This window comes from Amycolatopsis sp. NPDC104775 (genome assembly GCF_055583325.1).
Window position 1 is genome coordinate 186,485 of sequence record NZ_JBVJOE010000005.1, and the last position, 23,893, is coordinate 210,377.

Here is a 23,893-nt window from a genome sequence, read left to right on the forward strand (position 1 = left end):
CGTGAGGGCCGCCGTCACGGACTCTGCTTGCCTCCGGGTTCCCCTCACGGAACGCGAAAAGCCCGCTCCCGCGCGAACGCGGGAGCGGGCTTTTCGCCTGTCAGGTCAGGACTTGGTCATCTTGCGCAGCACGTACTGCAGGATGCCGCCGTTGCGGTAGTAGTCCGCCTCGCCCGGGGTGTCGATGCGAACGACCGCGTCGAACTCCACCTTCGAGCCGTCTTCCTTCGTGGCGGTCACGTGCACCGTCCGCGGGGTCTCGCCCTCGTTCAGCTTCGTGATGCCTTCGATGTCGAACGTCTCGGTGCCGTCCAGTTTCAGCGACGACGCCGATTCGCCCTCCGGGAACTGCAGCGGGATGACGCCCATGCCGATCAGGTTCGAGCGGTGGATGCGCTCGAACGATTCGGTGATCACCGCGCGGACGCCCAGCAGCGAAGTGCCCTTCGCCGCCCAGTCGCGCGACGAACCGGAGCCGTACTCCTTGCCGCCCAGGACGACCAGCGGGGTGCCCGCCGCCGCGTAGTTCTGGGCCGCGTCGTAGATGAACGCCTGCGGCCCGCCTTCCTGGGTGAAGTCGCGGGTGTAGCCGCCCTGCACGTCGTCCAGCAGCTGGTTGCGCAGCCGGATGTTGGCGAAGGTGCCGCGGATCATGACCTCGTGGTTGCCGCGGCGCGACCCGTAGGAGTTGAAGTCCTTGCGGTCGATGCCGTGCTCGGTCAGGTAGCGGCCGGCCGGGGTGTCGGCCTTGATCGCGCCGGCGGGGGAGATGTGGTCGGTGGTGACCGAGTCGCCCAGCTTCGCCAGCACCCGCGCGCCCGAGATGTCCTGCACCGGGGCCGGTTCGGCGGTCATGCCGTCGAAGTACGGGGGCTTCCGGACGTAGGTGGACTCGGCGTCCCATTCGAAGGTCTTGCCGGTCGGCGTCGGCAGCGACTTCCACCGCTCGCCGCCGTCGAACACGTCGGCGTAGTCCTTGGTGAACATCTCCTGGGTGATCGCGGAGTCGATGGTCTCCTGGATCTCCTGCGGCGACGGCCAGATGTCCTTGAGGAACACGTCGTTGCCGTCGGAGTCCTGGCCCAGCGGCTGGGTCTCGAAGTCGAAGTCCATCGTCCCGGCCAGCGCGTAGGCGATGACCAGCGGCGGCGACGCCAGGTAGTTCATCTTGACGTCCGGGTTGATCCGGCCCTCGAAGTTCCGGTTGCCCGAGAGCACCGAAACCGCGGTGAGGTCGTTCTCCTGGATCGCGGCGGAGATCTCGTCCGACAGCGGGCCCGAGTTGCCGATGCAGGTGGTGCAGCCGTAGCCGACCAGGTGGTAGCCCAGCTTCTCCAGGTACGGCCAGAGGCCGGCCTTGTCGTAGTAGTCGGTGACGACCTGCGAACCCGGGGCCATCGACGTCTTGACCCACGGCTTGACCGACAGGCCCTTGTCGACCGCGTTGCGCGCGAGCAGCGCCGCGCCCAGCATGACCGACGGGTTGGAGGTGTTGGTGCACGAGGTGATCGAGGCGATCACCACGGCGCCGTGGTCGAGCACGAACTCGCCGCGGTCGGCGGTGGACACCTTGACCGGCTTGGTCGGCCGCCCGGTGGCCCCGTTCGCCGCGGACTGCACCGGCACGGCGGTCTCGTCCTGGAACGACAGCGCGGCCGGGTCGGAGGCCGGGAAGCTCTCCTCGACGGACTCGTCGACGTTGGTGTGCGGGGTGGGCTGCTCGTCCCCGACGTAGTCGTGCACCGACTTGCGGAACGAGGACTTCGCGTCGGACAGCTCGATGCGGTCCTGCGGGCGCTTCGGGCCGGCGATCGACGGGACGACCGTCGACAGGTCCAGCTCGAGGTACTCGGAGTACTGCGCCTCGTGCGACGGGTCGTGCCAGAGGCCCTGCTCCTTGGCGTACGCCTCGACCAGCGCCACCTGCTCGGCCGAGCGGCCGGTCAGCTTGAGGTAGCGGACGGTCTCGTCGTCGATCGGGAAGATCGCCGCGGTGGAGCCGAACTCCGGGCTCATGTTGCCGATGGTGGCGCGGTTGGCCAGCGGCACCTGGGCGACGCTCTCGCCGTAGAACTCGACGAACTTGCCGACCACGCCGTGGCGGCGCAGCATCTCGGTGATGGTGAGCACGACGTCGGTCGCGGTCACGCCGGCCGGGATCTCGCCGGTCAGCTTGAAGCCGACGACGCGCGGGATCAGCATCGACACCGGCTGGCCCAGCATGGCCGCCTCGGCCTCGATGCCGCCGACGCCCCAGCCCAGCACGCCCAGGCCGTTGACCATGGTGGTGTGCGAGTCGGTGCCGACGCAGGAGTCGGGGTAGGCCTGGCCGTTGCGTGCCATGACCGTGCGGGCCAGGTGCTCGATGTTGACCTGGTGCACGATGCCGGTGCCCGGCGGGACGACCTTGAACTCGTCGAAGGCGCCCTGGCCCCAGCGCAGGAACTGGTAGCGCTCGCGGTTGCGCTCGTACTCGATCTCCACGTTGCGCTCGAAGGCGTCCGCGCGGCCGAACACGTCGATGATCACCGAGTGGTCGATGACCATCTCGGCGGGCGCGAGCGGGTTCACCTTGTCCGGGTCGCCGCCGAGGGCGGTCACGGCCTCGCGCATGGTGGCCAGGTCGACCACGCACGGCACGCCGGTGAAGTCCTGCATGATCACCCGGGCGGGCGTGAACTGGATCTCGATCGACGGGTCCGCGTTCGGATCCCAGCCGCCGAGCGCGCGGATGTGGTCGGCGGTGATGTTCGCGCCGTCCTCGGTGCGCAGCAGGTTCTCGAGGAGGATCTTCAGGCTGTAGGGCAGCCGGGCGGAGCCTTCGACCTTGTCCAGGCGGAAGATCTCGTAAGAGTTCTCTTCCACCCGCAAGGTGTCCTTGGCGCCGAAGCTGTCCTTGCTAGGTGCAGTCACGTCTAACTCCAGTGGCATGGATTCCACGCCGCGGCGGGCGTGTCCTCCCGGGTCAGTTCGGTGTCGTTCTCCGGGTCGTCGGGTCGACCCAGGCGAGTCTTGCGCACCCCCACCGTAGAACCGGAACCGGGAGGGCACACCTCGTCCGTCGCCCCAAACAGTACGCGTGTCCTGTATTTCGTTCAAGACGGCACGCGGAGTGACGTACGCCATCCGGACACGCTGCCGCGCGAGGTCCCCCGAACAGGGGAAATGATCTCCGTGGTGTGTAAGTTCCCGCTGAGGCTTGTGATAGTGGTGTGACTGCAGTGGTACGCGGTGTGTCCAAACGGGACTGCCGGCGAGCGGAGGTGGCGGGGCGTGAGAGTCCGGCGGGGACGGTCCGGGACGGCGGGCGCGCAGGTGCGCGGCGCGGGAGCCCGGCGCGGCCTGACGGTGGCGGCGGTTTCCCTCGCGGCCCTGCTCGGCGCTGCGGGAACCGGGCTCGCGGTGCCCCCGCCGCCGCCGAACCCCAGCGATTCGGCGATCGATTCGGCCAAGGGCGACGCGAACGCGAAGGCGGGCGAGGTCGGCCGGCTCACGAACCAGCTCGCGCAGGCGGAGCAGAAGCTCAGCCAGCTGCAGGACAACGTCGAGCTCAAGCAGGAACAGGCCATGAAGGCCCTGGTCGACCTGCAGACCGCGCAGGACGCGGCGACCCAGGCGCAGAACGACGCGAAGTCCGCGCGCCAGGAGGCGGACGCGGCGGCCGGCGCGATCGAGAAAGCCCGTGCGGACGCGAAGAAGTTCGCCGCCGCGAGCTTCGAGCAGGGCAGCACGATCGGCTCGATCTCGGCGTACCTGACCTCGGACAGCCCGAAGGACCTGCTCGCCCGCGCCCAGCTGCTCAACTCCATCGGCGGCTCGCGGATCAACGCGATGGAGCGGCTCCAGCAGGCGCAGACCGACAAGTCCAACAAGGACTCCGCCGCGCGCAAGGCGCTCGAACTAGCGCAGGAGAAGCAGGACGCGGCGACGCGGGCGAAGGGCAACGCGGACGCCGCGCAGTCCGCCGCCGTGTCCGCGCAACAGGCCCAGGCCGCGCAGAACACGCAGCTGGAAGCCAGCAAAAACTCCGTCGAGCAGCAGCTGTACGCGGCGCAGGCGAAGGTCAACGGCCTGCAGGGGCAGCGCCAGCGCTACCAGGACTGGCTCGCGCAGAAGCAGCGCGAGGACGAGGAGCGCGCGCGGCAGGCGGCCCTGCGGGCAGCCGCGGCGAACAACAACAACGACGACGACGGTGACAACGGCGGCGGGAGCCGCGGACGTCCGTCCCCGGCGGCGGGCAGCTCCATCGAAGCCGTGATCGCGCGAGCGCTGTCCAAAGTGGGCATGCCGTACGCGTGGGGCGGCGGCAACGGCAGCGGCCCGACCCGCGGCATCCGCGACGGCGGCGTGGCCGACCAGTACGGCGACTACCGCAAGATCGGCTTCGACTGCTCCGGCCTGATGATCTACGCCTTCGCCGGGGTGCAGGGACTGCCGCACTACAGCGGCTACCAGTACACGTCCGGCCGCCGGGTGCCGTTGTCGCAGATGCGCCGAGGAGACATGTTGTTCTGGGGCAACTCGGGCAATATCCACCACGTCGCGCTGTACCTGGGCAACGGGCAGATGGTCGAGGCCCCGCAGTCGGGTTCGTACGTGCGCGTGGCACCGGTCCGCTACGGCGGGATCATGCCGTACGCGACGCGTCTCATCGGCTGAGCGGGCTCCAGACGTACGGCGTCGTTTCGGTGACCGCGGTGAAGCCGAGCCGTTCGAGGATCGGGCGGCTGGTGGGCAGCGCGTCGACCTGGAGGTAAGCCACTCCGCGGGCCCGTGCCGCGCTGACGCGGTGCGCCACGAGCGCGCGGTAGAGACCCCGGCCGCGCCATTCGGGCAGTGTCGCGCCGCCCCAGAGTCCCGCGAATCCAGTGCCGGGCACCACTTCCAGCCGGGACGCTGCGACGAACCGGCCGTCCGCTTCCGCCACGACGTGCGTGGTGGTCCCCGCATCGTCGCGAGCGCGGGCGAGCAAGTCGGCGGCGACGGCGGCTTCGTCGTGGCCGAACACCGACGCCGAGAGCGTCGCGATGCGGAGCAGGTCGTCGTGGCCACTGGCTTCCCGCACGACGACCTCGGCGGACGGCGGGGCCGAAGCGGCCACCGCGTCGAGCGGCGCGATCAGCACGGTCTCGGTCTCCTCGGGCGTGAAACCGGCGGCGAGCAGCCGGTCCGGCAGTTCCGCGGGACGGTCGTGGCTGCGGGTCTTCCACTCGAACTCTTCGCCGCGGGCGGCGAAGAACGCGCGCTGGCGGGCGATCAGGTCGTCGAGCGCGGCACCGGTCGCGCCGAGGTCGGGCGGGCCGGAGACGAACCCGCGGCGGCCTCCGGTGAGGCGGGCCAGCGGGCCGTCGACAGTAAGCTGCTGTCCGGGCTCGGCCTGGGTCAGCTCGGCTCGGCGGACTTCGCGGTCGTAAGCGGCGAGCAGCCGCGCGGCGTCGGGCACGTCGGCAACTTAACGCCAGCGGCCCCGCAGCGCGCGCGGGTTTTCGCGGCCCCCTGACGCGCGGGGCTTCCCGCGCCGGGCACCCTGGGGACATGACTGAGAGCCCCCGGTTCGCCGGGATCGTGCTGGCCGGCGGGTCCGCGCGCCGGCTGTCCGGAGTGGACAAGCCGGAGCTGCGGATCGGCGGGATCTCCTTGCTGGGCCGGGCGGTCGAGGCGCTGGCGGGAGCGGAGCCGATCGTGGTGTGCGGGCCGCGGCGGCCGGGTTACGACGCGGTCGTCTGGACCCGCGAAGCCGTTCCCGGAGCCGGACCGGTCGCGGCGCTGGCCGCTGGGCTGGAGGCGGTCACCGCGGAAATCGTCGTACTGCTCGCTGCTGATCTCCCCGGGATCCGGCGCTCCACTGTGGACCGGCTGCGATCCGCAGTGGTCGATGCGGACGGCGCGGTGCTCGTCGATGCTGCGGGGGAGCGGCAATGGCTGGTGAGCGCCTGGCGCACCGAGGCTGTGCGCCAGGCGATGCCGGAACGTCCGGAAAACGCGTCGCTGCGCCGGGCGCTCGGCCGATTGCGGATCGCCGAGGTCGCCGCCGAGCCCGGCGAGAGCGCCGACATCGACACGCCGGAGGACCTGGAAAAGCACCGCTGACACGGGCTTCACAGCTGTCACACTGGCGATGCGATTGGCTACCGTCGCGGCAAGTTCGAGACCCAGTAGGGTCGCGGGCGAGCACGCAGACGCGGAACCCCTGGAGGAAGAGTGACCGAGCCCGGCTTCGCCGAGGGAGCGAACGGGCAGCAGCCCGGCACCCCGGCGCGGGACGCCCAGCTGCTGGAACGCACCGTGTTCGAGGTGAAGCGCGTCATCGTCGGCCAGGACCGGCTGGTGGAGCGCATGCTCGTCGGGCTGCTGGCGAAGGGGCACCTGCTGCTCGAAGGCGTGCCCGGGGTCGCGAAGACGCTGGCGGTCGAGACGTTCGCGCGCGTCGTCGGCGGATCGTTCTCCCGCGTGCAGTTCACCCCCGACCTGGTGCCCGCCGACATCCTCGGCACCCGGATCTACCGCCAGGGCGCCGAGCGCTTCGACGTCGAACTGGGCCCGGTCGTCGCGAACTTCGTGCTCGCCGACGAGATCAACCGCGCCCCGGCGAAGGTGCAGTCGGCGATGCTGGAGGTGATGGCCGAGCGGCACGTGTCGATCGGCGGCAAGACCTTCCCGATGCCCGACCCGTTCCTCGTGCTGGCCACGCAGAACCCGATCGAGAACGAGGGCGTGTACCCGCTGCCGGAAGCCCAGCGCGACCGGTTCCTGTTCAAGATCCTGGTCGAGTACCCCTCCGCCGAGGAGGAGCGCGAGATCATCTACCGGATGGGCGTCACGCCGCCGGAGCCGCACGAGGTGCTGAGCCCGGCGGAGCTGGTGCGGCTGCAGGGCGTCGCGTCGCAGGTGTTCGTGCACCACGCGCTGGTCGACTACGTGGTGCGGCTCGTGCTCACCACGCGCACGCCGAACGACCACGGCCTTTCCGACGTCGCGGGCTGGGTGTCCTACGGCGCCTCGCCGCGCGCGAGCCTCGGCATCATCGCCGCGGCGCGGGCGCTGGCGCTGGTGCGCGGCCGGGACTACGTGCTTCCGCAGGACGTCGTCGACGTCGTGCCGGACGTGCTGCGGCACCGGCTCGTGCTGTCCTACGACGCGCTGGCCGACGGCGTTCCGGTCGACCACATCGTCACCCGCGTGCTGCAGACCGTGCCGCTGCCGCAGGTTTCGGCCCGGCCGCAGGGCGGCGCCGGCCCGGTGCCGGCGGGCGCGCCCGTCAGGTAGCGGCGTGGCTGGCACCTCCTCGAAGGAACCGGGCGGACGTCCCGGCTGGGCGCCGCCGATCCTGCGCGGCGACCGGATGGAAGCGGGACTGCGCACCCTCGAACTCGAAGTGCGCCGCCGTCTCGACGGGCTGCTTCAAGGCAACCACCTCGGGCTCGTCCCCGGCCCGGGTTCGGAACCCGGCGAGGCCCGGCCGTACCAGCCCGGCGACGACGTGCGCCGGATGGACTGGGCGGTCACCGCGCGCACGACGACGCCGCACATCCGCGAGACGGTCGCGGACCGCGAGCTGGAGACGTGGGTCGTCGCGGACATGTCGGCGAGCCTCGACTTCGGCACCGCGCTGTGCGAGAAGCGCGACCTGGCGGTATGCGCCACCGCGGCGGTCGCGCACCTGACCGGGGGCGGCGGAAATCGGATCGGCGCGCTCGTGTCCAACGGCGAAAACATCACGCGGCTCCCGGCTCGCGGCGGGCTTCCGCACGCCCGCGGGCTGGTCCGGCGGCTCGCCGAGACGCCCCGCGCCGCCGAAGGGGTCCGCGGCGATTTCGCCGGGGCGCTGGAAAAGCTGCGCCGTCCGCCGCGGCGGCGAGGCCTGGCGGTGGCGATCTCCGACTTCCTCGGCCCGATGGACTGGGAGCGCCCGTTGCGCGCGCTCGGCGGAAGGCACGAGCTGATCGCCATCGAGATCCTCGACCCGCGCGACGTGGACCTGCCGGACGTCGGCACCGTCGTGCTGGCCGACCCGGAGACCGGACGGCAGCGCGAAGTGCACGCTTCGGCGTTGCTGCGCAAGGAATTCGGCGCGGCGGCGAACGCGCACCGGCAGGCGGTCGCGGCCGCGCTGCGCCGGGCCGGTGCGGCGCATCTGGTGCTGCGCACCGATTCCGACTGGATCGCGGACATGGTGCGGTTCGTGGTCGCCCGCAAGCGCCGCTGGTCGGGAGGCGTCGCATGAGCGCGCTCGTCCTTCCCGCGACCGCCGCCCGGGCAACCAGTAAGGAGGCGACGGCATGAGCCTCGCCGGATTCAGCACGCCGTGGTGGTTCCTGCTGCTGATCGCGGTCGCCGCGGTGGCGGCCGCGTACGTGCTGTCGCAGCGGCAGCGGCGCCGCCGGGTGATGCGGTTCGCGAACCTCGAACTGCTGGAGAAAGTCGCGCCCAAGGCGCAGGGCTGGATCCGGCACGTTCCCGCCGTGCTGATCGTGCTGTCGCTGCTGTTCCTGACGGTCTCGCTGGCGGGCCCGACCGCGGAGCAGAAAGTGCCGCGCAACCGGGCGACAGTCATGCTGGTGATCGACGTGTCGCTGTCCATGGAGGCCACGGACGTCGCGCCGACGCGGCTGAAAGCGGCGCAGGACGCGGCGAAGCAGTTCGCGCAGAACATGACGCCCGGCATCAACCTCGGCCTGATCTCGTTCGCCGGAACCGCGACCGTCCTCGTCAACCCGACGACGGACCGGGCGGGCGTGACGAAGGCGATCGACAACCTCAAGCTCGCCCAGTCCACCGCCACCGGCGAGGGCATCTACGCGGCGATGCAGTCGATCCAGAGCTTCTCCGCGGTGGTCGGCGGCGCGGACGGCCCGCCGCCCGCGCGCATCGTGCTGATGAGCGACGGCAAGCAGACCGTGCCGGAAGACCTCTACGCCCCGCGCGGCGCGTACACCGCGGCACAGGCGGCGAAACAGGCGCAAATGCCGATCTCGTCGATCTCGTTCGGCACCGAGCACGGGTCGGTCGACATCGAGGGCAAGCAGCAGGACGTCCGCGTGGACGACGAATCGCTGCGCGAGATCGCCCGCCTCTCCGGCGGCGAGTTCTACAAGGCGGCGAGCGCGGACGAGCTGAAACGCGTGTACGCCGACTTGGGGGAGCAGATCGGCTACGAGCTGAAAAACGCCGACGCCAGCAAACCGTGGGTGGTGCTCGGCACGATCGTCCTCATGGCCGGAGCCGCGACCGCGCTGCTGTTCGGCCAGAGACTGCCCTAGGTCCGTGAAGGACTCCGTGCGGGAATCAGATTCCCGCACGGAGTCCTTCACGGCGTGGCGAAGCCGTTCTGCCGCCACCCCTCGTAGACGGCGATCGCTGCGGTATTGGCCAGGTTCAGCGACCGGTTGTTCGGCAGCATCGGCAACCGAAGCCGGTCAGTGACCTCCGCCGCCCGTTGCACCTCGTCCGGCAACCCGGCGGACTCAGGCCCGAACATCAGCACATCGCCCGGTGCGTAAGAGACATCCGTGTACAGCCGCGTCGCGGTGGCGCTGAACGCATACACCTTCGACGGCAGCAAGGCTTCCCACGCCGCGGCCAGATCCGCGTGCACGTGGACTCGTGCGAGGTCGTGGTAATCCAGCCCGGCGCGGCGGAGCTGCTTGTCCTCCAAGGCGAATCCCAGCGGCTCCACCAAGTGCAGCTCGCATCCGGTGTTCGCGGCCAGCCGGATCGCGTTGCCGGTGTTGGGCGGGATTTCGGGGCGGTAGAAGAGAACTCGGAACACGGCCTGCCTCACGCTGCCTCGGGGAGATACTTCGCGTAAGCCGCGCGCACCTCCGGCGGCGGTTCGGCCTTGCGGTGGTTCTCGGTGTCGACGAACACGTACCGCAGCCGGATCTCGGTCGTCACCGTGTCGCCGCGGCGGACCTCCAGCTCGAACTGCATCGACGTGGTGCCCAAATGCACGAGGTACACCGCGACCACCAGTTCGTCGTCGAAGCGGCACGGCGCGAAGTACCGCAGGTTCGATTCGGCGACCACCACGTCGACCCCGGTGGCGAGCAGCGCGTCGTGCGAGCCGAAGAGCGCTCTCTCCGCTTCGAACGCCGCCATGTCCGCGTAGGCCAGGTAATGCGCGTTGAAGACGATCCCCTGACCGTCGCATTCGTGGTAGCGCACGCGCAGGGGCATTTCGACAAGAGGGCGGCGTTCGGTCACCCGCCCAATCTAGCGATCAGCCGTGCAGCGCGCGGTAGGTGTCGGCCGCACCTCGGTGCAGCGGGACGGGCTGGGTGCCGATGAGCGTCCGCACGTCCAGGAACTGCGTCCCGACGGCCTGCGCGGGCACGAGTTCGGCGGCGCGCCCGGCGAGCACCCGCACAACCGCCGCGGCGACGTCGAAGGGCAGCTTGGGGGAGCAGACCAGCAGGTTCGCGACGCCGATGGTGCCGAGCGCGCCGACCCCGCGGTACGCCCCCGCGGGCACCTGCACCTGCTCGTACAGCGGACCGTAGGCCTTGCGCAGCTGGGGGAGCACCGAGGTCAGCGGGATGAGCGAGAGCGGCGTCGCGCGGTTGAGGTCGGCGAGCGCGGGCGTCGGGATCCCGCCGGACCAGAGGAACGCGTCGATCCGCCGGTCGTGCAGGGCGGTCACGGCGTCGTTCAACGGGAGGTGCTGAGCGCGCACCGGGACGTTGCTCGCGGCGAAGACCCGTTCGCCCAGCTGCGCGGCTCCGGACCGGCTCGCGCCGACCGAGATCGGCCGTCCGGCCAGCGAATGCAGATCGGCGAGCCGGTCCTCGGCGCGGACGACGAGCTGCAGGTAGTTCTCGTAGACGCGGCCGAGTGCTTGCAGCGGAACGGGTTTCCCGAACGGCGCGCCGCCGGTGCTGGCGGATTGCGCCACGTCGGCGAGAGCCAGGCCGAAGTCGGCTGTTCCGTCCTGGACGCGTTGGACGTTCTCGACGCTCGCCTCGGTGGGAAGCGCGCTGCAGTGCAGCCGCGGTTCGGCGCGCGCCAGCTCGGCGGCCAGGACCTCGGCGAAAGCCAGGTAGAAGCCGCCGGGTTCGCCGGCCGCGATGGTGATCTGCCGGTCCGGGCCGCGGTAGGTGTCGTCGCAGGCGGCGAGCGCGAGGCCGAGGCCGCCGAGGATCGCGGCGCGGCGGGTGACGGTCACGGCGCCACCGCCGCGGGCAGCGTGATCCGGACTTGCAGGCCGTGCGGTTCGACGGTGCGCAGCTCCAGAACTCCGCCGCGGGCACGGGTTTGCTCGCGGGCGATGGCGAGCCCGAGGCCGGTGCCGCGCGGCGCGCCGTCGCCGCCCGCGCGCCAGAACCGTTCGGTGGCCCGGGCGAGGTCCTCCGGCGGGAGGCCGGGACCGTCGTCGGTGACGATCAGCGTGACAGTGTCCGAAGTGGACTCCCAAGCGGCGGTGATGGTCGCTCCCTGACCGGCGTGGTGGACGGCGTTGTCCAGCAGGACGTCGAGAATCTGCGCCAGCTCGCTCTCCGGCGTGCGCACCAGCAGCGGCTCGGTATGCCCCGCGCACGGCACGAGGGTCGCGCCGGCTTCGTCGGCGGACAACCGCCACGCGTCGACCCGTTCCGCCACGACAGCGGCCAGGTCGGCGTGCTCGTCGTCGGCGCGCGCGGCGAGCCGGGTCGCGGTGCTTTCCGCGGTGGCCAGCGCGAGCAGGCCGTCGAGAATCCGTTCCAGCCGTTCGACTTCCGCCACGGTGGCCTCGTAGGCCGGGCGGTTCTCGACCTCGGTGCCGAGCAGATCGAGCCGCAGCCGCAGCGCGGCCATCGGGTTCCGCAGCTGATGCGAGGTGTCCGCGACGAGCCGCTGCTGCTGGTTCGCCGACTCGACGACCGCGTCGGACATCCGGTTCACCGACGCCGCGAGCGACCGCAGTTCGCGCGGGCCGGACCGTTCCGGCACCTGTGCCCGCCGCCCGCCCGCGACCGCCAGCACGCCGGTCTCCAGTTCCACCAACGGCCGCACCAGCCACCGCGACAACAGGACCGCCAGCAGCACGAACAGCGCCGCGACCACCAGCGCCCCGGCCGCGATCGCGCTCCACGCCGCCCCGACGTCCGCCGCCGCGGCGGTCACCGAAGCGCGCAGCAGGACCACCCCGGACACCCGCGTCCCGGTCCCGACCGGGCGGGCGAACAGCACCGGATCGCCCGACCACGGCCGGATCCGCTCGACCGGCGCTTCCGGCTCGTTCCGCAGCGTCGCCTCGATGAGCGTCCGCGCTTCCGGATCGCCGCTGGTCAGACCCCCGGTTTCGACCAGTGGCCGTCGTTGCGCGTCGACGATCAGGACGCCTTCGCTGTATAACGACGAATACTGCCGCGCGTCGGCGTTCACCGCGGTCGCGTCGCCGGAATCGACGGCCTGCTGCGCGAGCACCACGAAGCGGTCGACGTCGCTGTTGCGCGAGATCACCAGCCGCTGGGTCCGCTGGTCGGCGGTCGCGGACAGCAGCGGCACGGCGAACGCCGCCACGACGGCCAGCGCGAGCGGGACCAGGACAGCCAGCAGGCGAGCGCGCACCGATCAGCTCCGGCCGAGCCGGTAGCCGAAGCCGCGGATCGTGGTGAGCAGCCCGGGCCGGTCGAGCTTCGCGCGCAGCTGAGTCATGTGCACGTCCAGCGAACGCGACACGGCGAGGTACGCGTCGCCCCACACCTCGTCCATCAATTGCTGGCGGCTCACCGCGGTGCCGGGCCGCGCCGCGAGCACCGCCAGCACCGCGAACTCCTTGGTGGTCAGTCCGATGTCGCGGCCGCCGACCACGACCCGGCGCGCCCCGAGATCGATCTCGACGTCCTCGATCCGCACCACCGGGTCTTTCGGCGCGGGGGAGGAGCTTCCCGCCCGCCGCGCCACGGCGTCCATCCGGGCCAGAAGTTCGGCCATCCGCACCGGTTTCGCGAGATAGTCGTCGGCGCCGAAGCGCAGCGCGCGCACGACGGAACGTTCGTCGTCGCGCGCGGTCAGCACGATCACCGGCACCGGCGACACCTGCCGGATCTTGCGCAGCACGTCGAGGCCGTCGAGATCCGGCAGGCCGAGGTCGAGCAGCAGCAGATCCGCGTCCCGGTGCCGGGTGAGGGCGTCCGAGCCGCGGCCGACTGCGGTGACCGAGTGGCCGTGCGCCTGCAGCGTTTCGGCGAGTGCCCGGGCGACCCCGGTGTCGTCCTCCACGAGCAGCACGCGCACGGCCGTCCTCCCGATCAGTCCTCGCCGCGTTCGAGAGCGGACGAACGCGAAGTTTCCCGCATTGTCGCGTACACGATGAGGGAGACGAGGACGCAGCCCGCGACGTACCAGAAGAAGAGCGATTCGTGTCCCGCCTTCTTCAGCGCCTGGGCGATCAGCTCCGCGGTCCCGCCGAAGATCGCGACAGTGAGCGCGTAAGGCAGGCCGACGCCGATCGCGCGGATCCGCGTCGGGAACAGCTCGGCCTTCACGATCGCGTTGATCGAGGTGTAGCCGGTCACGATCACCAGCGCGCCGAGCAGCAGCAGGAACGCGAGGAACGGCTGGCTGGTGTGCGCCATCAGGGTCATGATCGGCACGGTCAGCAGGGTGCCCGCGATGCCGAAGAACATCAGCAGCTTGCGGCGGCCGATCTTGTCCGACAGCCGTCCGGCCAGCGGCTGCAGGATCGCGAAGACCAGCAGCGCGAGGAACATGATCACGGTGACCGTGCGGCGCGGGATGTGCGCGGTGTTCTCCAGGAACTTCTGCGTGTAGGTGGCGTAGGTGTAGAACGCGACCGTGCCGCCGAGCGTCAGGCCGACGACGAGCAGGATCTCGCGCGGGTACTTCACGAGCTGGCGCAGCGTGCCGCGCTCGCCCTTGCCGGTCTCGGCGCCTTCGGTCACCCGCTGGTAGCTCTCGGACTCGTCCATCGACCGCCGCAGCGCCATCACGATCACCGCCGCGAGCGCGCCGACGACGAACGCGATCCGCCAGCCCCAGTCGCCCATCTGCTTGTCGGAAAGCACGCTCTGCAGGATCAGCTGCAGCCCGAGCGCGAGCAGCTGCCCGCCGACGAGAGTCACGTACTGGAAGCTGGAGTAGAACCCGCGCTTGCCCGGAGTGGCCACTTCGGACAGATACGTCGCCGAGGTGGAGTACTCGCCGCCGACCGAAAGCCCTTGCAGCAGCCGCGAAAACACCAGCAGGATCGGCGCCGCGATGCCGATCGTCGAATAGCCGGGCGTCACCGCGATGAGCAGCGATCCGGCCGCCATCATGGAAACCGAGAGCACGAGCGCCGAACGCCGGCCGTACCGGTCGGCGAACCGGCCGAGCAGCCAGCCGCCCAGCGGGCGCATGAGGAATCCGACGGCGAACACCGCCGCGGTGTTGAGGAACTGCGCCGTGGCGTCGCCGCCGGGGAAGAACGCCTTCGCGAAATAGACGGTGAACGCGGAATAGGCGTACCAGTCGTACCACTCGACGAGATTTCCGATCGAGCCGCGCAGCACGTTGCCCACCACGCGCCGCTCGTCCCGCGCCGAACCGGCGTCCTGGATCCGGGTAGTCATCCTTGACCTCCTGTGTCGCGACTCACGGTGACCAACCGGGCAGTAACCATCAAGGTCGAGGCGCGGTTCCTTACCGTCGCTTAGGACGGGAGTGCCGGGTGCGCCGCCGGTCAGCGCAGCCGATAGCCTCACGCTGGCGCAACCGCGAAGACGACGAGGAGAACGCAGTGGGACGGTCGGTCTTGGTCACCGGCGGCAACCGGGGCATCGGGCTGGCAATCGCCCGCGACCTCGCCGAGCAGGGCCACCAGGTCGCGGTCACGCACCGCGGGTCCGGCGCGCCGGAGGGGCTTTTCGGCGTTCAGGCCGACGTCACCGACGCCGAGCAGGTGGACGAGGCGTTCAAGCTCGTGGAGGAGCACCAGGGACCGGTCGAGGTCCTGGTGTCCAACGCCGGGCTCACCGACGACACCCTGCTCATGCGGATGTCGGAGGAGCAGTTCGAGCGCGTGCTGAACGCGAACCTCACCGGGGCGTTCCGCGTCGCCAAACGGGCCTCGCGCGGCATGCTGCGCGCCCGCTGGGGCCGGTTCGTGTTCATCTCGTCCGTGGTGGGCCTTTCCGGCTCGGCCGGGCAGGCGAACTACGCCGCCTCGAAGGCGGGCCTGGTCGGCTTCGCGCGTTCGCTCGCGCGGGAGCTGGGCTCGCGCAACATCACCGCGAACGTGGTCGCCCCCGGCTTCGTGCACACCGACATGACCGACGCGCTGCCCGAGGACCGGCGCAAGGAGATCCTCGCCAGCGTCCCGTCCGGCCGCTACGCCGAACCAGCCGAGATCGCCGCCGCGGTGCGGTACCTGTCCTCGGACGAGGCGGGCTACGTCAACGGCGCGGTGCTGCCCGTCGACGGCGGCCTCGGCCTCGGCCACTGACCTTTCCCGAGAAGAACCCACGACCTGGAGGACGTGTTGCCCGGATTGCTCGAAGGCAAGCGGCTGCTGATCACCGGCGTCATCACCGACGCCTCGCTCGCGTTCCACGCGGCCCGCATCGCCCAGCAGGAGGGCGCGAAGGTCGTGCTCACCGGCTTCGGACGGCTGTCGCTGGTGGAGCGCATCGCCAAGCGGCTGCCCGAGCCCGCCCCGGTGCTGGAACTGGACGTCACGAACTCCGAGCACCTGGACTCGCTCGCCGACCGCGTCCGCGAGCACGTCGACGGCCTCGACGGCGTCCTGCACTCGATCGGCTTCGCGCCGCAGAGCTGCCTCGGCGCGCCCTTCCTGGACGCTCCCAGCGACGACGTCAAGGTCGCGGTGGACGTCTCGGCGTTCTCGTTCAAGTCGCTCGCGGTCGCGACGCTGCCGCTGCTCGGCCGCGGCGCCTCGATCGTCGGCATGGACTTCGACGCGCGCGTCGCTTGGCCGGTCTACAACTGGATGGGCGTCGCGAAGGCCGCGCTGGAGTCGGTGAACCGGTACCTGGCCAAGGAACTCGGCCCGCGGGGCATCCGGGTCAACCTGGTCAGCGCCGGTCCGATGAAGACCATGGCCGCGAAGTCCATCCCCGGCTTCGGCGAGCTCGAGGGCGGCTGGGACGGCCGCGCACCGCTCGGCTGGGACTCCTCGGACCCGGAGCCGACAGCCAAGACGGTCTGCGCCGTGCTGTCCGACTGGCTCCCGGCGACCACTGGGTCGATGATCATGGTCGACGGCGGAGTGCACGCGCTCGGCATCTGATTTGTCGCTGAAATGGCCCCGCGGGAACCTTCCCGCGGGGCCATTTTCCGTTAAGCGGCCACCAATTGCGGCGCGGTGTCACGCTGGTGCAGACGCAGGGCGCACGTCAGAGCCACCAGTGCCAGCGCCCCGAGCGCGACGCTCACCCACGCCACGCTGGAGAAGCCCAGCCCGGCGCTGATCGTCGTCCCGCCGAGCCACGGGCCGACGGTGTTCCCGACATTGAACGCGGAGGTCGTGCTCGCGCCGATAAGCGTGGAGGTGCCGCCCGCTTCGGCGTAGGCCCGCACGTTGAGCGCCGGGTTCGCCGCGAACCCAGCCGCGCCGAGGACCAGCACGGCAGTGATCGCGACGACCGGGTTGGTGGCGAAGGCGAGCGCGACGAGCGCGGCGACGGCGATGCCGAGGCTGCCGTAGAGCGTCGCGAAGGGATACGTGTCGGCGAGCTTGCCGCCCGCGAAGATGCCGATCACCGCACCGCCCCCGAATAGCGCGAGGACCACCGGCACGCCGGATTCGGGCAGCCCCGCGACGGAGACCAGCAGGGGAGCGAGGTAGCTGAACGTCGCGAACACCATCGCTTGCAGCAGCGCGATCACACCGAGCGCCAGCCACAACCGGGGGCGGCGGAACACCCGCAGTTCTTCGGCGATCCGCGGAGCTTCGGCTTCCTTGGCGATGCGCGGAACCGACAGCAGGACGGCGACGGCGGCGATGACGGTCAGCGCGGCGACCGCCCAGAACGCACTCCGCCAGCCCGCGTGCTGCCCGAGCAGTGTGCCTGCTGGGACGCCGACGACGTTCGCGACGGTGAGACCGCCGACCAGCACCGCGAGCGCCTGGCCGCGGCGGGCTTGCGGCACGAGGTCGACGGTGGTCGCGGCGGCGACTGCCCAGAATCCGGCGCAGGCTACGGCGCTTACGACGCGGGTGGCGAAGAGGATGCCGTAGCCGTCCGACACTGCGCCGATGACGTGTGCTGCGGTAAATACGGCGAGCAGGCCGAGGAGAGTGGCTCGGCGGGGGAGGCGGATGGTGCCGACTGCGAGCAGCGGTGCGCCGAGGACCATGCCGACGGCGAAGGCGGAGATGAGGAGGCCTGCGTCGGGGATGGTGACGTTCAGGTCGGCGGCGATTCCGGGGAGGAGGCCGGTGATCATGAACTCGGAGGTGCCCAGGGCGAAGATGCTGAGGCCGAGGATGAAGACGGCTGGGGGCACGGGGGTCTCTCTTTCTGGAATCGGTGGTACAAAACTGGGGCGGATTTTTGGGGTCGGGTAGTGCCGCGTCGTCGTTGGCGCGGCGGGAGGGCGAAGGGCGGCGGTGGTCTCGGGGGTGGAGGGGCGGCTCGTCGCCTGGGGGCGACGTTGCCGTGGGGGTGGCGTGGGGCACCCCGAAGCCCGAGTGTGCTAACCGCAGAGAAGGCTTCGTATCGGGGTGCGGGGGTGGTGTGGGTGCCTCGATGCGTTGGGTGCTTCGGGTGCGGGTGGGTGGGGTGGTGCTCCTATGTGGCATTGGGTGTGTCTGGCGCCGAACGCGGGATGGGGTGCATGGGATGCGCCCGCGCTGGGGCGCATCTTGTGCGGGTGGCTGGTTAGCGGCGGGCGACTGCGCTTGCTGCGATTTCTGCTACTGAGGTCAGGGCTTTTCGCTCTGCGCCGCGTCTGGACATGGTGCGCAGGCCGGAGATGGTGGCGTGGATGAAGTTCGCGATGTCGGTGGCGTCTCGGTCGCGGGTTACGCTGCCGTCTGCTTGGCCGGTGCGGGCGAAGTGGGTCAGTGCGGAAAGGTGCGCTTCGGTGTCTGCGTTCACCTGCGCCGCTATTTCTGGGTCAGCGGTGCCGAATTCGGCGATGGTGTTCACCATCAGGCAGCCGCGTCTGCCGTTTTCCAGCTCGTCGTCGATTGTCGAGGCCAGGAGCAGGCGGATGGCGCCTAGTCCGTCCGGGGCGTCGTCCAGGAGGGTTTCCCGCAGCCGGATGCCGCGGTGCGAGTAGTGGTCCAGTACGCGCCGGAACAGTTCGTGTTTGCTGGAGAAGGTGTTGTAGATGCTGCTTCGGCCTAGGCCGGTGGCAGTGCACAGGTCTTCGGTCGAGGTCGCTTCGTATCCCCGCGCCCAGAAGGCGTTCATCGCGCCTTCCAGCGCTTCGGTCTCGTCGAACTCGCGTGGCCTCGGCATGTGGACCACGCTAACACATTTTGGACAGAGCAATACACAACTGGGGTGCCGAGGCGTGCGGAGCGCCACAGGGGCAGGATGAGCACCGTGGGTTACGACGCGTTGCTATGGCTTTCGTTCGGCGGTCCGGAGGGGCCTGACGAGGTGATGCCGTTCCTGGAGAACGTCACCCGGGGCCGGGGCGTGCCGCGCGAGCGGCTGCTCGAGGTCGCCGAGCACTACCAGCACTTCGGCGGGGTCTCGCCGATCAACCGGCTCAACCGGGCGGCGATCGCCGCGGTCGAGAAGCAGCTCGCGGCGGAGAACATCGAGCTGCCCGTGCACTTCGGCAACCGCAACTGGGCGCCGATGGTCGAGGACACCCTGGCCGAGATGAAGGACGCGGGCGTCCGCCGGGCTTTGGTGTTCCCGACGAGCGCGTACGGCGGCTACTCCGCGTGCCGCCAGTACGACGAGGACATCGAGCGAGCCCGCGCCGCCGTCGGCGAGGACGCGCCGGAACTGGTGAAGCTGCGCCAGTTCTTCGACCACCCGCTGTTCGTCGCCGCGGTCGCCGACGCGGTCCGCGCCGCCCACGCGGAACTCGGCGACCGCCCCGGCGTCCGCACGGTCTTCACCGCCCACTCGATCCCGGAAAGCGCCGACCTGGCCTCCGGCCCGCCGTCCGAAGGCGGCCGCCGCTACTCGAGCCAGATCGCCGAAGCCGCCCGCCTCGTGGCCGCCGAAGCCGGAGTCGCCGAGTACGACGTCGTCTGGCAATCGCGTTCCGGACCGCCGCAGATCCCGTGGCTGGAGCCGGACATCGTCGACCACATCGACGCCCTGCACGCCCAAGGCGTGGAATCGGTGGTGGTCAGCCCCATCGGCTTCGTCGCGGACCACCTCGAGGTCATCTGGGACCTGGACAACGAGGCCGCCGACCGAGCCGCCGAGCACGGCATGGCCTTCGCTCGTGCCGCGACGCCGGACGCCGACCCGAGGTTCGCCGAAATGGTGGTCGAGCTGGTCCGCGAACACCTGGCCGACGCCCCCGCCCGGAAACTGTCCCCGTTCCCGGCGGCAGGCTGCACCCTCAACGGTGCGCCCTGCGCGGTCGGCTGTTGCGAACCCCCGCGCCGCCCTGCTCGCTGATCGTCCGTGAGGGGAAGCCTGAGGGAATCAGATTCCGTCAGGCTTCCCCTCACGACCCGCCGCCAGGCGGAACCCGAACCGGACCGCGCTAAACCTGCCGATCCCCCTGCTCGGCGAACACCCGCACCGCCTCGTTGACCGACGCGGTGCGAGCCCCGCGCACCGCCTCCGCCAACGGCCGCAACGCCTCAGCCCGCCGATTCACCGCCGACGCCGACAACGCCCCGCCGGGGTCATCCATCTGCGCCACCGCCAGAATCGCCGAAATCTCTTCCGCCCGCTGCAACACCCGCAACGCCCGGCCCGGCGTCCCGGCAGGCCACTCGACCTGCGGCCGAGCCCGCATATGCGCCGACAACTCCGCCCGCACCCCAGGCCGGTCGCTGGCCACGTCCAACGCCTGCAGCGCCCCCGCGCTGGCCCGGATCGCGTCGGTCAGCCCGTGCTCGGCGTCCGGCAACGGCTGATACTCCAGCGAAACCGGCGCCCCCAGCGAATACACCGTCCACCGCATCAGGCCCTCGGCGATCGGCTCCGGCACCAGCCCGAACCCGAGCCCGCCGAGCACTACGGCTTCGCCGCACCGCAACGCCGCTTCGGCGAACGGCCCGCCGCCGCCCAAGCCGCGCACATCGCCCGGGACCGGCAGCACCAGCTGGACGCTCGCCGCCCCCTGCGCCCGCAACGCGAGCAGCAGCTGCACCGGAGTCGCCGCGCGGTGGAAAGCGAGCGGAAGATCGAACGCGTCGGCCGCGGCGGGATCGGCCGCGACGACGTCGTGGGCCTCGGCCCAGTCCTGCAAGGCGTCGAGGACGTCGTCGGACGCCGCGGCCCCGTTCAGCCACGCGGAGGACCAGACGGCGAGGGTCGCACTGGGTCGGCACACGACCGCTGATTTTACCGGTTCCTCCCGGCTCCGCCGATCCCCGCCCGGCTGGAGCCGCTCCACATCGACGGATGCCGGAACGGTCAGTAGCGTCGAAGGGGTGAACGCTGTTCCCGACGCTCTTCCCCGCACCGCCGGCGAGCTTCGCGCCGCCGGATACGCCCCGCGCCCGATCGCGCGCGAGATCCACGACAACCTGCTCGCCGCGCTGCGCGAGGGCCGCGACGCCTGGCCCGGCATCGTCGGCTTCTCCCGCACCGTGCTGCCCCAGCTCGAACGCGCCCTGCTCGCCGGCCACGACGTCGTCCTGCTGGGCGAACGCGGCCAGGGCAAGACCCGCCTGCTGCGCACCCTGGCCGGGCTGCTCGACGAGTGGACCCCGGTCATCGAGGGCTCCGAGCTGGGCGAGCACCCGCTCGACCCGATCACGCCCGCCTCGCTCCGCCGCGCCGCCGAACTCGGCGACGACCTGCCGGTGGCCTGGCGGCACCGCAGCGAGCGCTACACCGAAAAACTGGCCACGCCGGACACCAGCGTGGGCGACCTGATCGGCGACGTCGACCCGGTGAAGGTGGCCGAGGGCCGCAGTCTCGGCGACCCGGAGACCATCCACTTCGGACTCGTGCCGCGCGCGCACCGCGGCATCGTCGCGATCAACGAGCTGCCCGACCTCGCCGAGCGCATCCAGGTCGCGCTGCTGAACGTCATGGAGGAACGCGACATCCAGGTCCGCGGCTACACGCTGCGGCTGCCGCTGGACGTGCTCCTGGTCGCCACCGCCAACCCCGAGGACTACACCAACCGCGGCCGGATCATCACGCCGCTCAAGGACCGCTTCGGAGCGGAAATCCGCACGCACTATCCGCTGGACGTCGAGTCCGAGGTCGCCGTGGTGCGCCAGGAGGCGAACCTCGTCGCGGAGGTCGGCGAGCCGCTGCTGGAGGTGCTCGCCCGGTTCGTGCGCAACCTGCGCGAATCGCCGGTGATCGACCAGCGTTCCGGCGTGTCCGCCCGGTTCGCCGTGGCCGCGGCCGAAACCGTCGCGGCGGCCGCGCTGCGCCGGGCCGCGGTGACGGGGGAGGACCCGGCGGTCGCGCGGCCGGTCGATCTCGAGGCCGTGCCCGCCGTGCTGCGCGGCAAGGTCGAATTCGAGCCCGGCGAGGAAGGCCGCGAGGTCGAGCACCTCGTGCACCTGATGCGCCGCGCGATCGCGGAAACCGCCCGCGAACGGTTCGCCGGGCTGGACCTGCGTCCGCTGTCGGACGCGGTCGCCGACGGTCACCTGGTCGCCACCGGCGAACGCATCCCCGGGGCGGAAGTCCTTGCCGCGCTTCCGGAACTGCCGGTGCTGCACGAGGTCGCCCAGCGGGCCGGAGTGTCTGCGGACGAGCCGGCGGGCCGGATCGCGGCGGCGGTCGAACTGGCCCTGGAGTCGCTGTTCCTCGCCCGCAGGCTGGCGAAGGACTCCGACGACGGCACGACGGTGTACGGCGAATAATGCCGCTGCTACCGGAGGGATATTCCTACGGCCCGTGGCACGACGGGCCGGATCCGCTGGCCCCGCCCGCGGACCTGCGGGACGCGCTGGACGAGATCGGCCGCGAGGTCATGGGCGGTTCGTCCCCGCGTTCGGCGCTGGAAGAACTCCTGCGCCGCGGCACCGAACGCACTGCCGGGCTGGACGAACTGACCCGCCAGCTGTGGCAGCGCCGCTCCCAAATCCAACGGCGGCACCGCCTGGACGGCACTCTGCAGGAAGTCCAGCAGCTGTTGCAGGAAGCACTCCAAGCCGAGCGCCGCGAGCTGTTCCCGGACCCCGACGACGAGGCCCGGTTCCGCGAAGCCCAGCTGGACGCCTTGCCGCCCGGCACCGCCGCGGCGGTCCGTGAGCTGAACGAGTACGACTGGCGCTCGGACGAGGCGAGGCAGAAGTACCAGCAGATCCGCGACCTTCTTGGCCGCGAGATGCTGGACGCGCGGTTCCAGGGCATGAAGCAGGCGATGCAGAACGCCGGGCCCGAGGACGTCGAGCGGATCAACCAGATGCTCGGCGATCTCAACGCGCTGCTCTCCGCGCACGCGCAAGGCGTGAGCGACATCGGCGAACGCTTCGACGAATTCATGCGGCGGCACGGCGAGTTCTTCCCGGAGAACCCGCAGAACGTCGACGAGCTGATCGACGTTCTCGCCGCCCGTTCCGCCGCCGCGCAACGCATGCTGAACTCGATGTCCGAGGAACAGCGGGCCGAACTGGCCGAGCTGGCACAGCAAGCGTTCGGCGACCCGAGGCTGGCGCAGCAACTGTCCGCTTTGGACTCCCAGCTGCGCGCGCTGCGGCCGGGGGAGGACTGGACGTCGTCCTCGCGCTTCCGCGGCCAGGACCCGCTGGGCCTCGGCGAAGGCGCGCAGGCGATGGCCGACCTGGCGGAACTGGACGCACTGGCCGAGCAGCTGGGCCAGTCGTATCCCGGCGCCCGCCTGGAAGACATCGACCTGGAGGCACTCGAACGCCAGCTCGGTCCGGACGCGGGCGTCGATGCCCGCAGGTTGTCCGAACTGGAACGAGAACTACGTCAGCAAGGTCTTTTCGAGCGCGCCGCGGACGGCACCTTGCGGTTGTCTCCCAAGGCATTGCGCCGTCTGGGCGAGACCGCACTGTCCGATGTGGTCAATTCCCTGCGGGGCAAAACCGGAGAGCGGGAAACCGAATCCGCGGGCGCGGCAGGCGAACCGACCGGTTCGAGCCGTCCCTGGCGGTTCGGTGACATGCAGCCCTGGGACGTCCCGCGCACGGTGCGCAACGCGGTGCTGCGGTCCACCGCAGTCGGTGCGGGGAGTGTTCGGCTGGATGTCGAGGACGTCGAAGTCATCGAGACTGAACACCGTTCCCGAGCCGCGGTCGCGCTGCTGGTCGACACATCGTGGTCGATGGTCCAGGAGGGTCGCTGGCTGCCGATGAAGCGCACCGCGCTGGCCCTGCACCAGCTGATCAGCACGCGGTTCCGCAACGACGCGCTGCAGCTGATCACGTTCGGCCGCTACGCGATGCCCGTGGAACTGCCGGAACTGGTCGGCCTGGAAGGCACCTGGGAACAAGGCACCAACGCCCACCACGCGCTGCTGCTGGCCGGCCGCCACCTGCGCCGTCATCCGGATGCCCAGCCGGTGGTCCTGATGGTCACCGACGGCGAACCCACCGCCCATCTGGAACCCGACGGCGAAGCGGAATTCTCCTATCCGCCCGAACCGGCGACCATCTACAAGACACTGTCCGAAGTGGACAGGATCGCCAAGCTGGGCGCGTCCGTCACCGTCTTCCGGCTGGGCGACGACCCGCGGCTGGAAGCCTTCGTGGACACCATCGCCCGCCGATCCGGCGGCCGGGTCGTGGCCCCGGACCTGGACGGCCTGGGCGCCGCGGTCGTAGGCGATTACCTCCGCACCCGCCGCCGCTGACTCGCCCGAACGT

Annotated in this window: 21 protein-coding genes; 10 read left to right on the plus strand and 11 right to left on the minus strand. The window is 70.8% G+C overall.

Features of this window, described 5'->3' with window-relative positions:
• Positions 1-105 precede the first annotated feature (105 nt).
• Positions 106-2,913: an aconitate hydratase AcnA gene (acnA, locus tag ACZ63D_RS23455; protein WP_465356474.1), complete on the minus strand. Its 2,808-nt coding sequence runs from the start codon at positions 2,911-2,913 to the stop codon at positions 106-108.
• Between the two features lie 360 nt (positions 2,914-3,273).
• On the opposite strand from acnA, the gene ACZ63D_RS23460 reads away from it, so the two are divergent.
• Entirely contained in the window at positions 3,274-4,659 is a 1,386-nt protein-coding gene (locus ACZ63D_RS23460; RefSeq protein WP_465356475.1) for an NlpC/P60 family protein, read from the plus strand.
• Here the strand turns inward: ACZ63D_RS23460 and ACZ63D_RS23465 are convergent.
• Entirely contained in the window at positions 4,649-5,443 is a 795-nt protein-coding gene (locus ACZ63D_RS23465; RefSeq protein WP_465356476.1) for a GNAT family N-acetyltransferase, read from the minus strand. The genes ACZ63D_RS23460 and ACZ63D_RS23465 overlap by 11 nt on opposite strands.
• A 92-nt stretch (positions 5,444-5,535) precedes the next feature.
• Here ACZ63D_RS23465 and mobA point away from each other — a divergent pair, with 92 nt between their 5' ends.
• The 4 genes from mobA (at position 5,536) to ACZ63D_RS23485 (ending at position 9,260) form a co-directional block, all read left to right on the plus strand.
• Positions 5,536-6,090 carry a molybdenum cofactor guanylyltransferase gene (mobA, locus tag ACZ63D_RS23470; protein ID WP_465356477.1) on the plus strand — a complete coding sequence of 185 codons (555 nt, stop codon included), beginning with the start codon at positions 5,536-5,538 and terminating at the stop codon, positions 6,088-6,090.
• 111 nt (positions 6,091-6,201) lie between these two features.
• On the plus strand, positions 6,202-7,266 hold the full coding sequence (locus ACZ63D_RS23475; RefSeq protein ID WP_037806526.1) for an AAA family ATPase: 1,065 nt from the start codon (positions 6,202-6,204) through the stop codon (positions 7,264-7,266).
• A 76-nt stretch (positions 7,267-7,342) separates the two neighbouring features.
• Positions 7,343-8,224, plus strand: a complete 882-nt coding sequence (locus ACZ63D_RS23480; RefSeq protein WP_465356990.1) for a DUF58 domain-containing protein — start codon at positions 7,343-7,345, stop codon at positions 8,222-8,224.
• Positions 8,225-8,279: 55 nt separating this feature from the next.
• Positions 8,280-9,260 (plus strand): VWA domain-containing protein, encoded by a 981-nt coding sequence (locus tag ACZ63D_RS23485; protein ID WP_465356478.1) that lies wholly within the window; start codon positions 8,280-8,282, stop codon positions 9,258-9,260.
• 47 nt (positions 9,261-9,307) lie between these two features.
• On the opposite strand, the gene ACZ63D_RS23490 is transcribed toward ACZ63D_RS23485, so the two are convergent.
• Genes ACZ63D_RS23490 through ACZ63D_RS23515 form a run of 6 tightly spaced genes read right to left on the minus strand, consistent with a single transcriptional unit; the run spans position 9,308 to position 14,552 of the window.
• Positions 9,308-9,769: a tRNA (cytidine(34)-2'-O)-methyltransferase gene (locus tag ACZ63D_RS23490; protein ID WP_465356479.1), complete on the minus strand. Its 462-nt coding sequence runs from the start codon at positions 9,767-9,769 to the stop codon at positions 9,308-9,310.
• Between the two features lie 8 nt (positions 9,770-9,777).
• Complete coding sequence (locus ACZ63D_RS23495) at positions 9,778-10,203, minus strand: acyl-CoA thioesterase (protein WP_465356480.1); 426 nt, start codon at positions 10,201-10,203, stop codon at positions 9,778-9,780.
• Positions 10,204-10,219: 16 nt separating this feature from the next.
• The gene (locus tag ACZ63D_RS23500) at positions 10,220-11,161 is read right to left on the minus strand and encodes a TAXI family TRAP transporter solute-binding subunit (RefSeq protein ID WP_465356481.1); all 942 of its coding nucleotides are present in this window, start codon (positions 11,159-11,161) and stop codon (positions 10,220-10,222) included.
• Positions 11,158-12,546, minus strand: coding sequence for a sensor histidine kinase (locus ACZ63D_RS23505; protein WP_465356482.1), 1,389 nt, complete (start codon positions 12,544-12,546; stop codon positions 11,158-11,160). The genes ACZ63D_RS23500 and ACZ63D_RS23505 overlap by 4 nt, the downstream gene beginning before the upstream one ends.
• A 3-nt stretch (positions 12,547-12,549) precedes the next feature.
• Complete coding sequence (locus ACZ63D_RS23510; RefSeq protein ID WP_465356483.1) at positions 12,550-13,215, minus strand: response regulator transcription factor; 666 nt, start codon at positions 13,213-13,215, stop codon at positions 12,550-12,552.
• A gap of 14 nt (positions 13,216-13,229) precedes the next feature.
• Positions 13,230-14,552, minus strand: coding sequence for an MFS transporter (locus ACZ63D_RS23515; RefSeq protein WP_465356484.1), 1,323 nt, complete (start codon positions 14,550-14,552; stop codon positions 13,230-13,232).
• Between the two features lie 167 nt (positions 14,553-14,719).
• Between ACZ63D_RS23515 and fabG the strand changes: the two genes are divergently transcribed.
• The gene (fabG, locus tag ACZ63D_RS23520) at positions 14,720-15,424 is read left to right on the plus strand and encodes a 3-oxoacyl-ACP reductase FabG (RefSeq protein WP_465356485.1); all 705 of its coding nucleotides are present in this window, start codon (positions 14,720-14,722) and stop codon (positions 15,422-15,424) included.
• A gap of 36 nt (positions 15,425-15,460) precedes the next feature.
• Positions 15,461-16,228: an enoyl-ACP reductase FabI gene (gene fabI / locus ACZ63D_RS23525; RefSeq protein ID WP_409180548.1), complete on the plus strand. Its 768-nt coding sequence runs from the start codon at positions 15,461-15,463 to the stop codon at positions 16,226-16,228.
• Between the two features lie 50 nt (positions 16,229-16,278).
• On the opposite strand, the gene ACZ63D_RS23530 is transcribed toward fabI, so the two are convergent.
• Together ACZ63D_RS23530 and ACZ63D_RS23535 are read right to left on the minus strand one after the other, a co-directional pair.
• Positions 16,279-17,448 carry a Cmx/CmrA family chloramphenicol efflux MFS transporter gene (locus tag ACZ63D_RS23530; RefSeq protein ID WP_465356486.1) on the minus strand — a complete coding sequence of 390 codons (1,170 nt, stop codon included), beginning with the start codon at positions 17,446-17,448 and terminating at the stop codon, positions 16,279-16,281.
• Between the two features lie 374 nt (positions 17,449-17,822).
• A complete protein-coding gene (locus ACZ63D_RS23535; protein ID WP_465356487.1) occupies positions 17,823-18,407 on the minus strand; it encodes a TetR/AcrR family transcriptional regulator in 585 nt (194 codons plus the stop codon).
• An 87-nt stretch (positions 18,408-18,494) separates the two neighbouring features.
• On the opposite strand from ACZ63D_RS23535, the gene ACZ63D_RS23540 reads away from it, so the two are divergent.
• On the plus strand, positions 18,495-19,538 hold the full coding sequence (locus ACZ63D_RS23540) for a ferrochelatase (RefSeq protein ID WP_465356991.1): 1,044 nt from the start codon (positions 18,495-18,497) through the stop codon (positions 19,536-19,538).
• 88 nt (positions 19,539-19,626) lie between these two features.
• Here the strand turns inward: ACZ63D_RS23540 and ACZ63D_RS23545 are convergent, their stop codons facing one another.
• Positions 19,627-20,424 (minus strand): hypothetical protein, encoded by a 798-nt coding sequence (locus tag ACZ63D_RS23545; protein ID WP_465356488.1) that lies wholly within the window; start codon positions 20,422-20,424, stop codon positions 19,627-19,629.
• Between the two features lie 100 nt (positions 20,425-20,524).
• Here ACZ63D_RS23545 and ACZ63D_RS23550 point away from each other — a divergent pair, with 100 nt between their 5' ends.
• Both ACZ63D_RS23550 and ACZ63D_RS23555 read left to right on the plus strand, forming a co-directional pair.
• Positions 20,525-21,922, plus strand: a complete 1,398-nt coding sequence (locus ACZ63D_RS23550; protein WP_465356489.1) for an ATP-binding protein — start codon at positions 20,525-20,527, stop codon at positions 21,920-21,922.
• The gene (locus ACZ63D_RS23555) at positions 21,922-23,880 is read left to right on the plus strand and encodes a hypothetical protein (RefSeq protein WP_465356490.1); all 1,959 of its coding nucleotides are present in this window, start codon (positions 21,922-21,924) and stop codon (positions 23,878-23,880) included. Before ACZ63D_RS23550 ends, ACZ63D_RS23555 begins: the two co-directional genes overlap by 1 nt.
• The last annotated feature ends 13 nt before the right edge of the window (positions 23,881-23,893 follow it).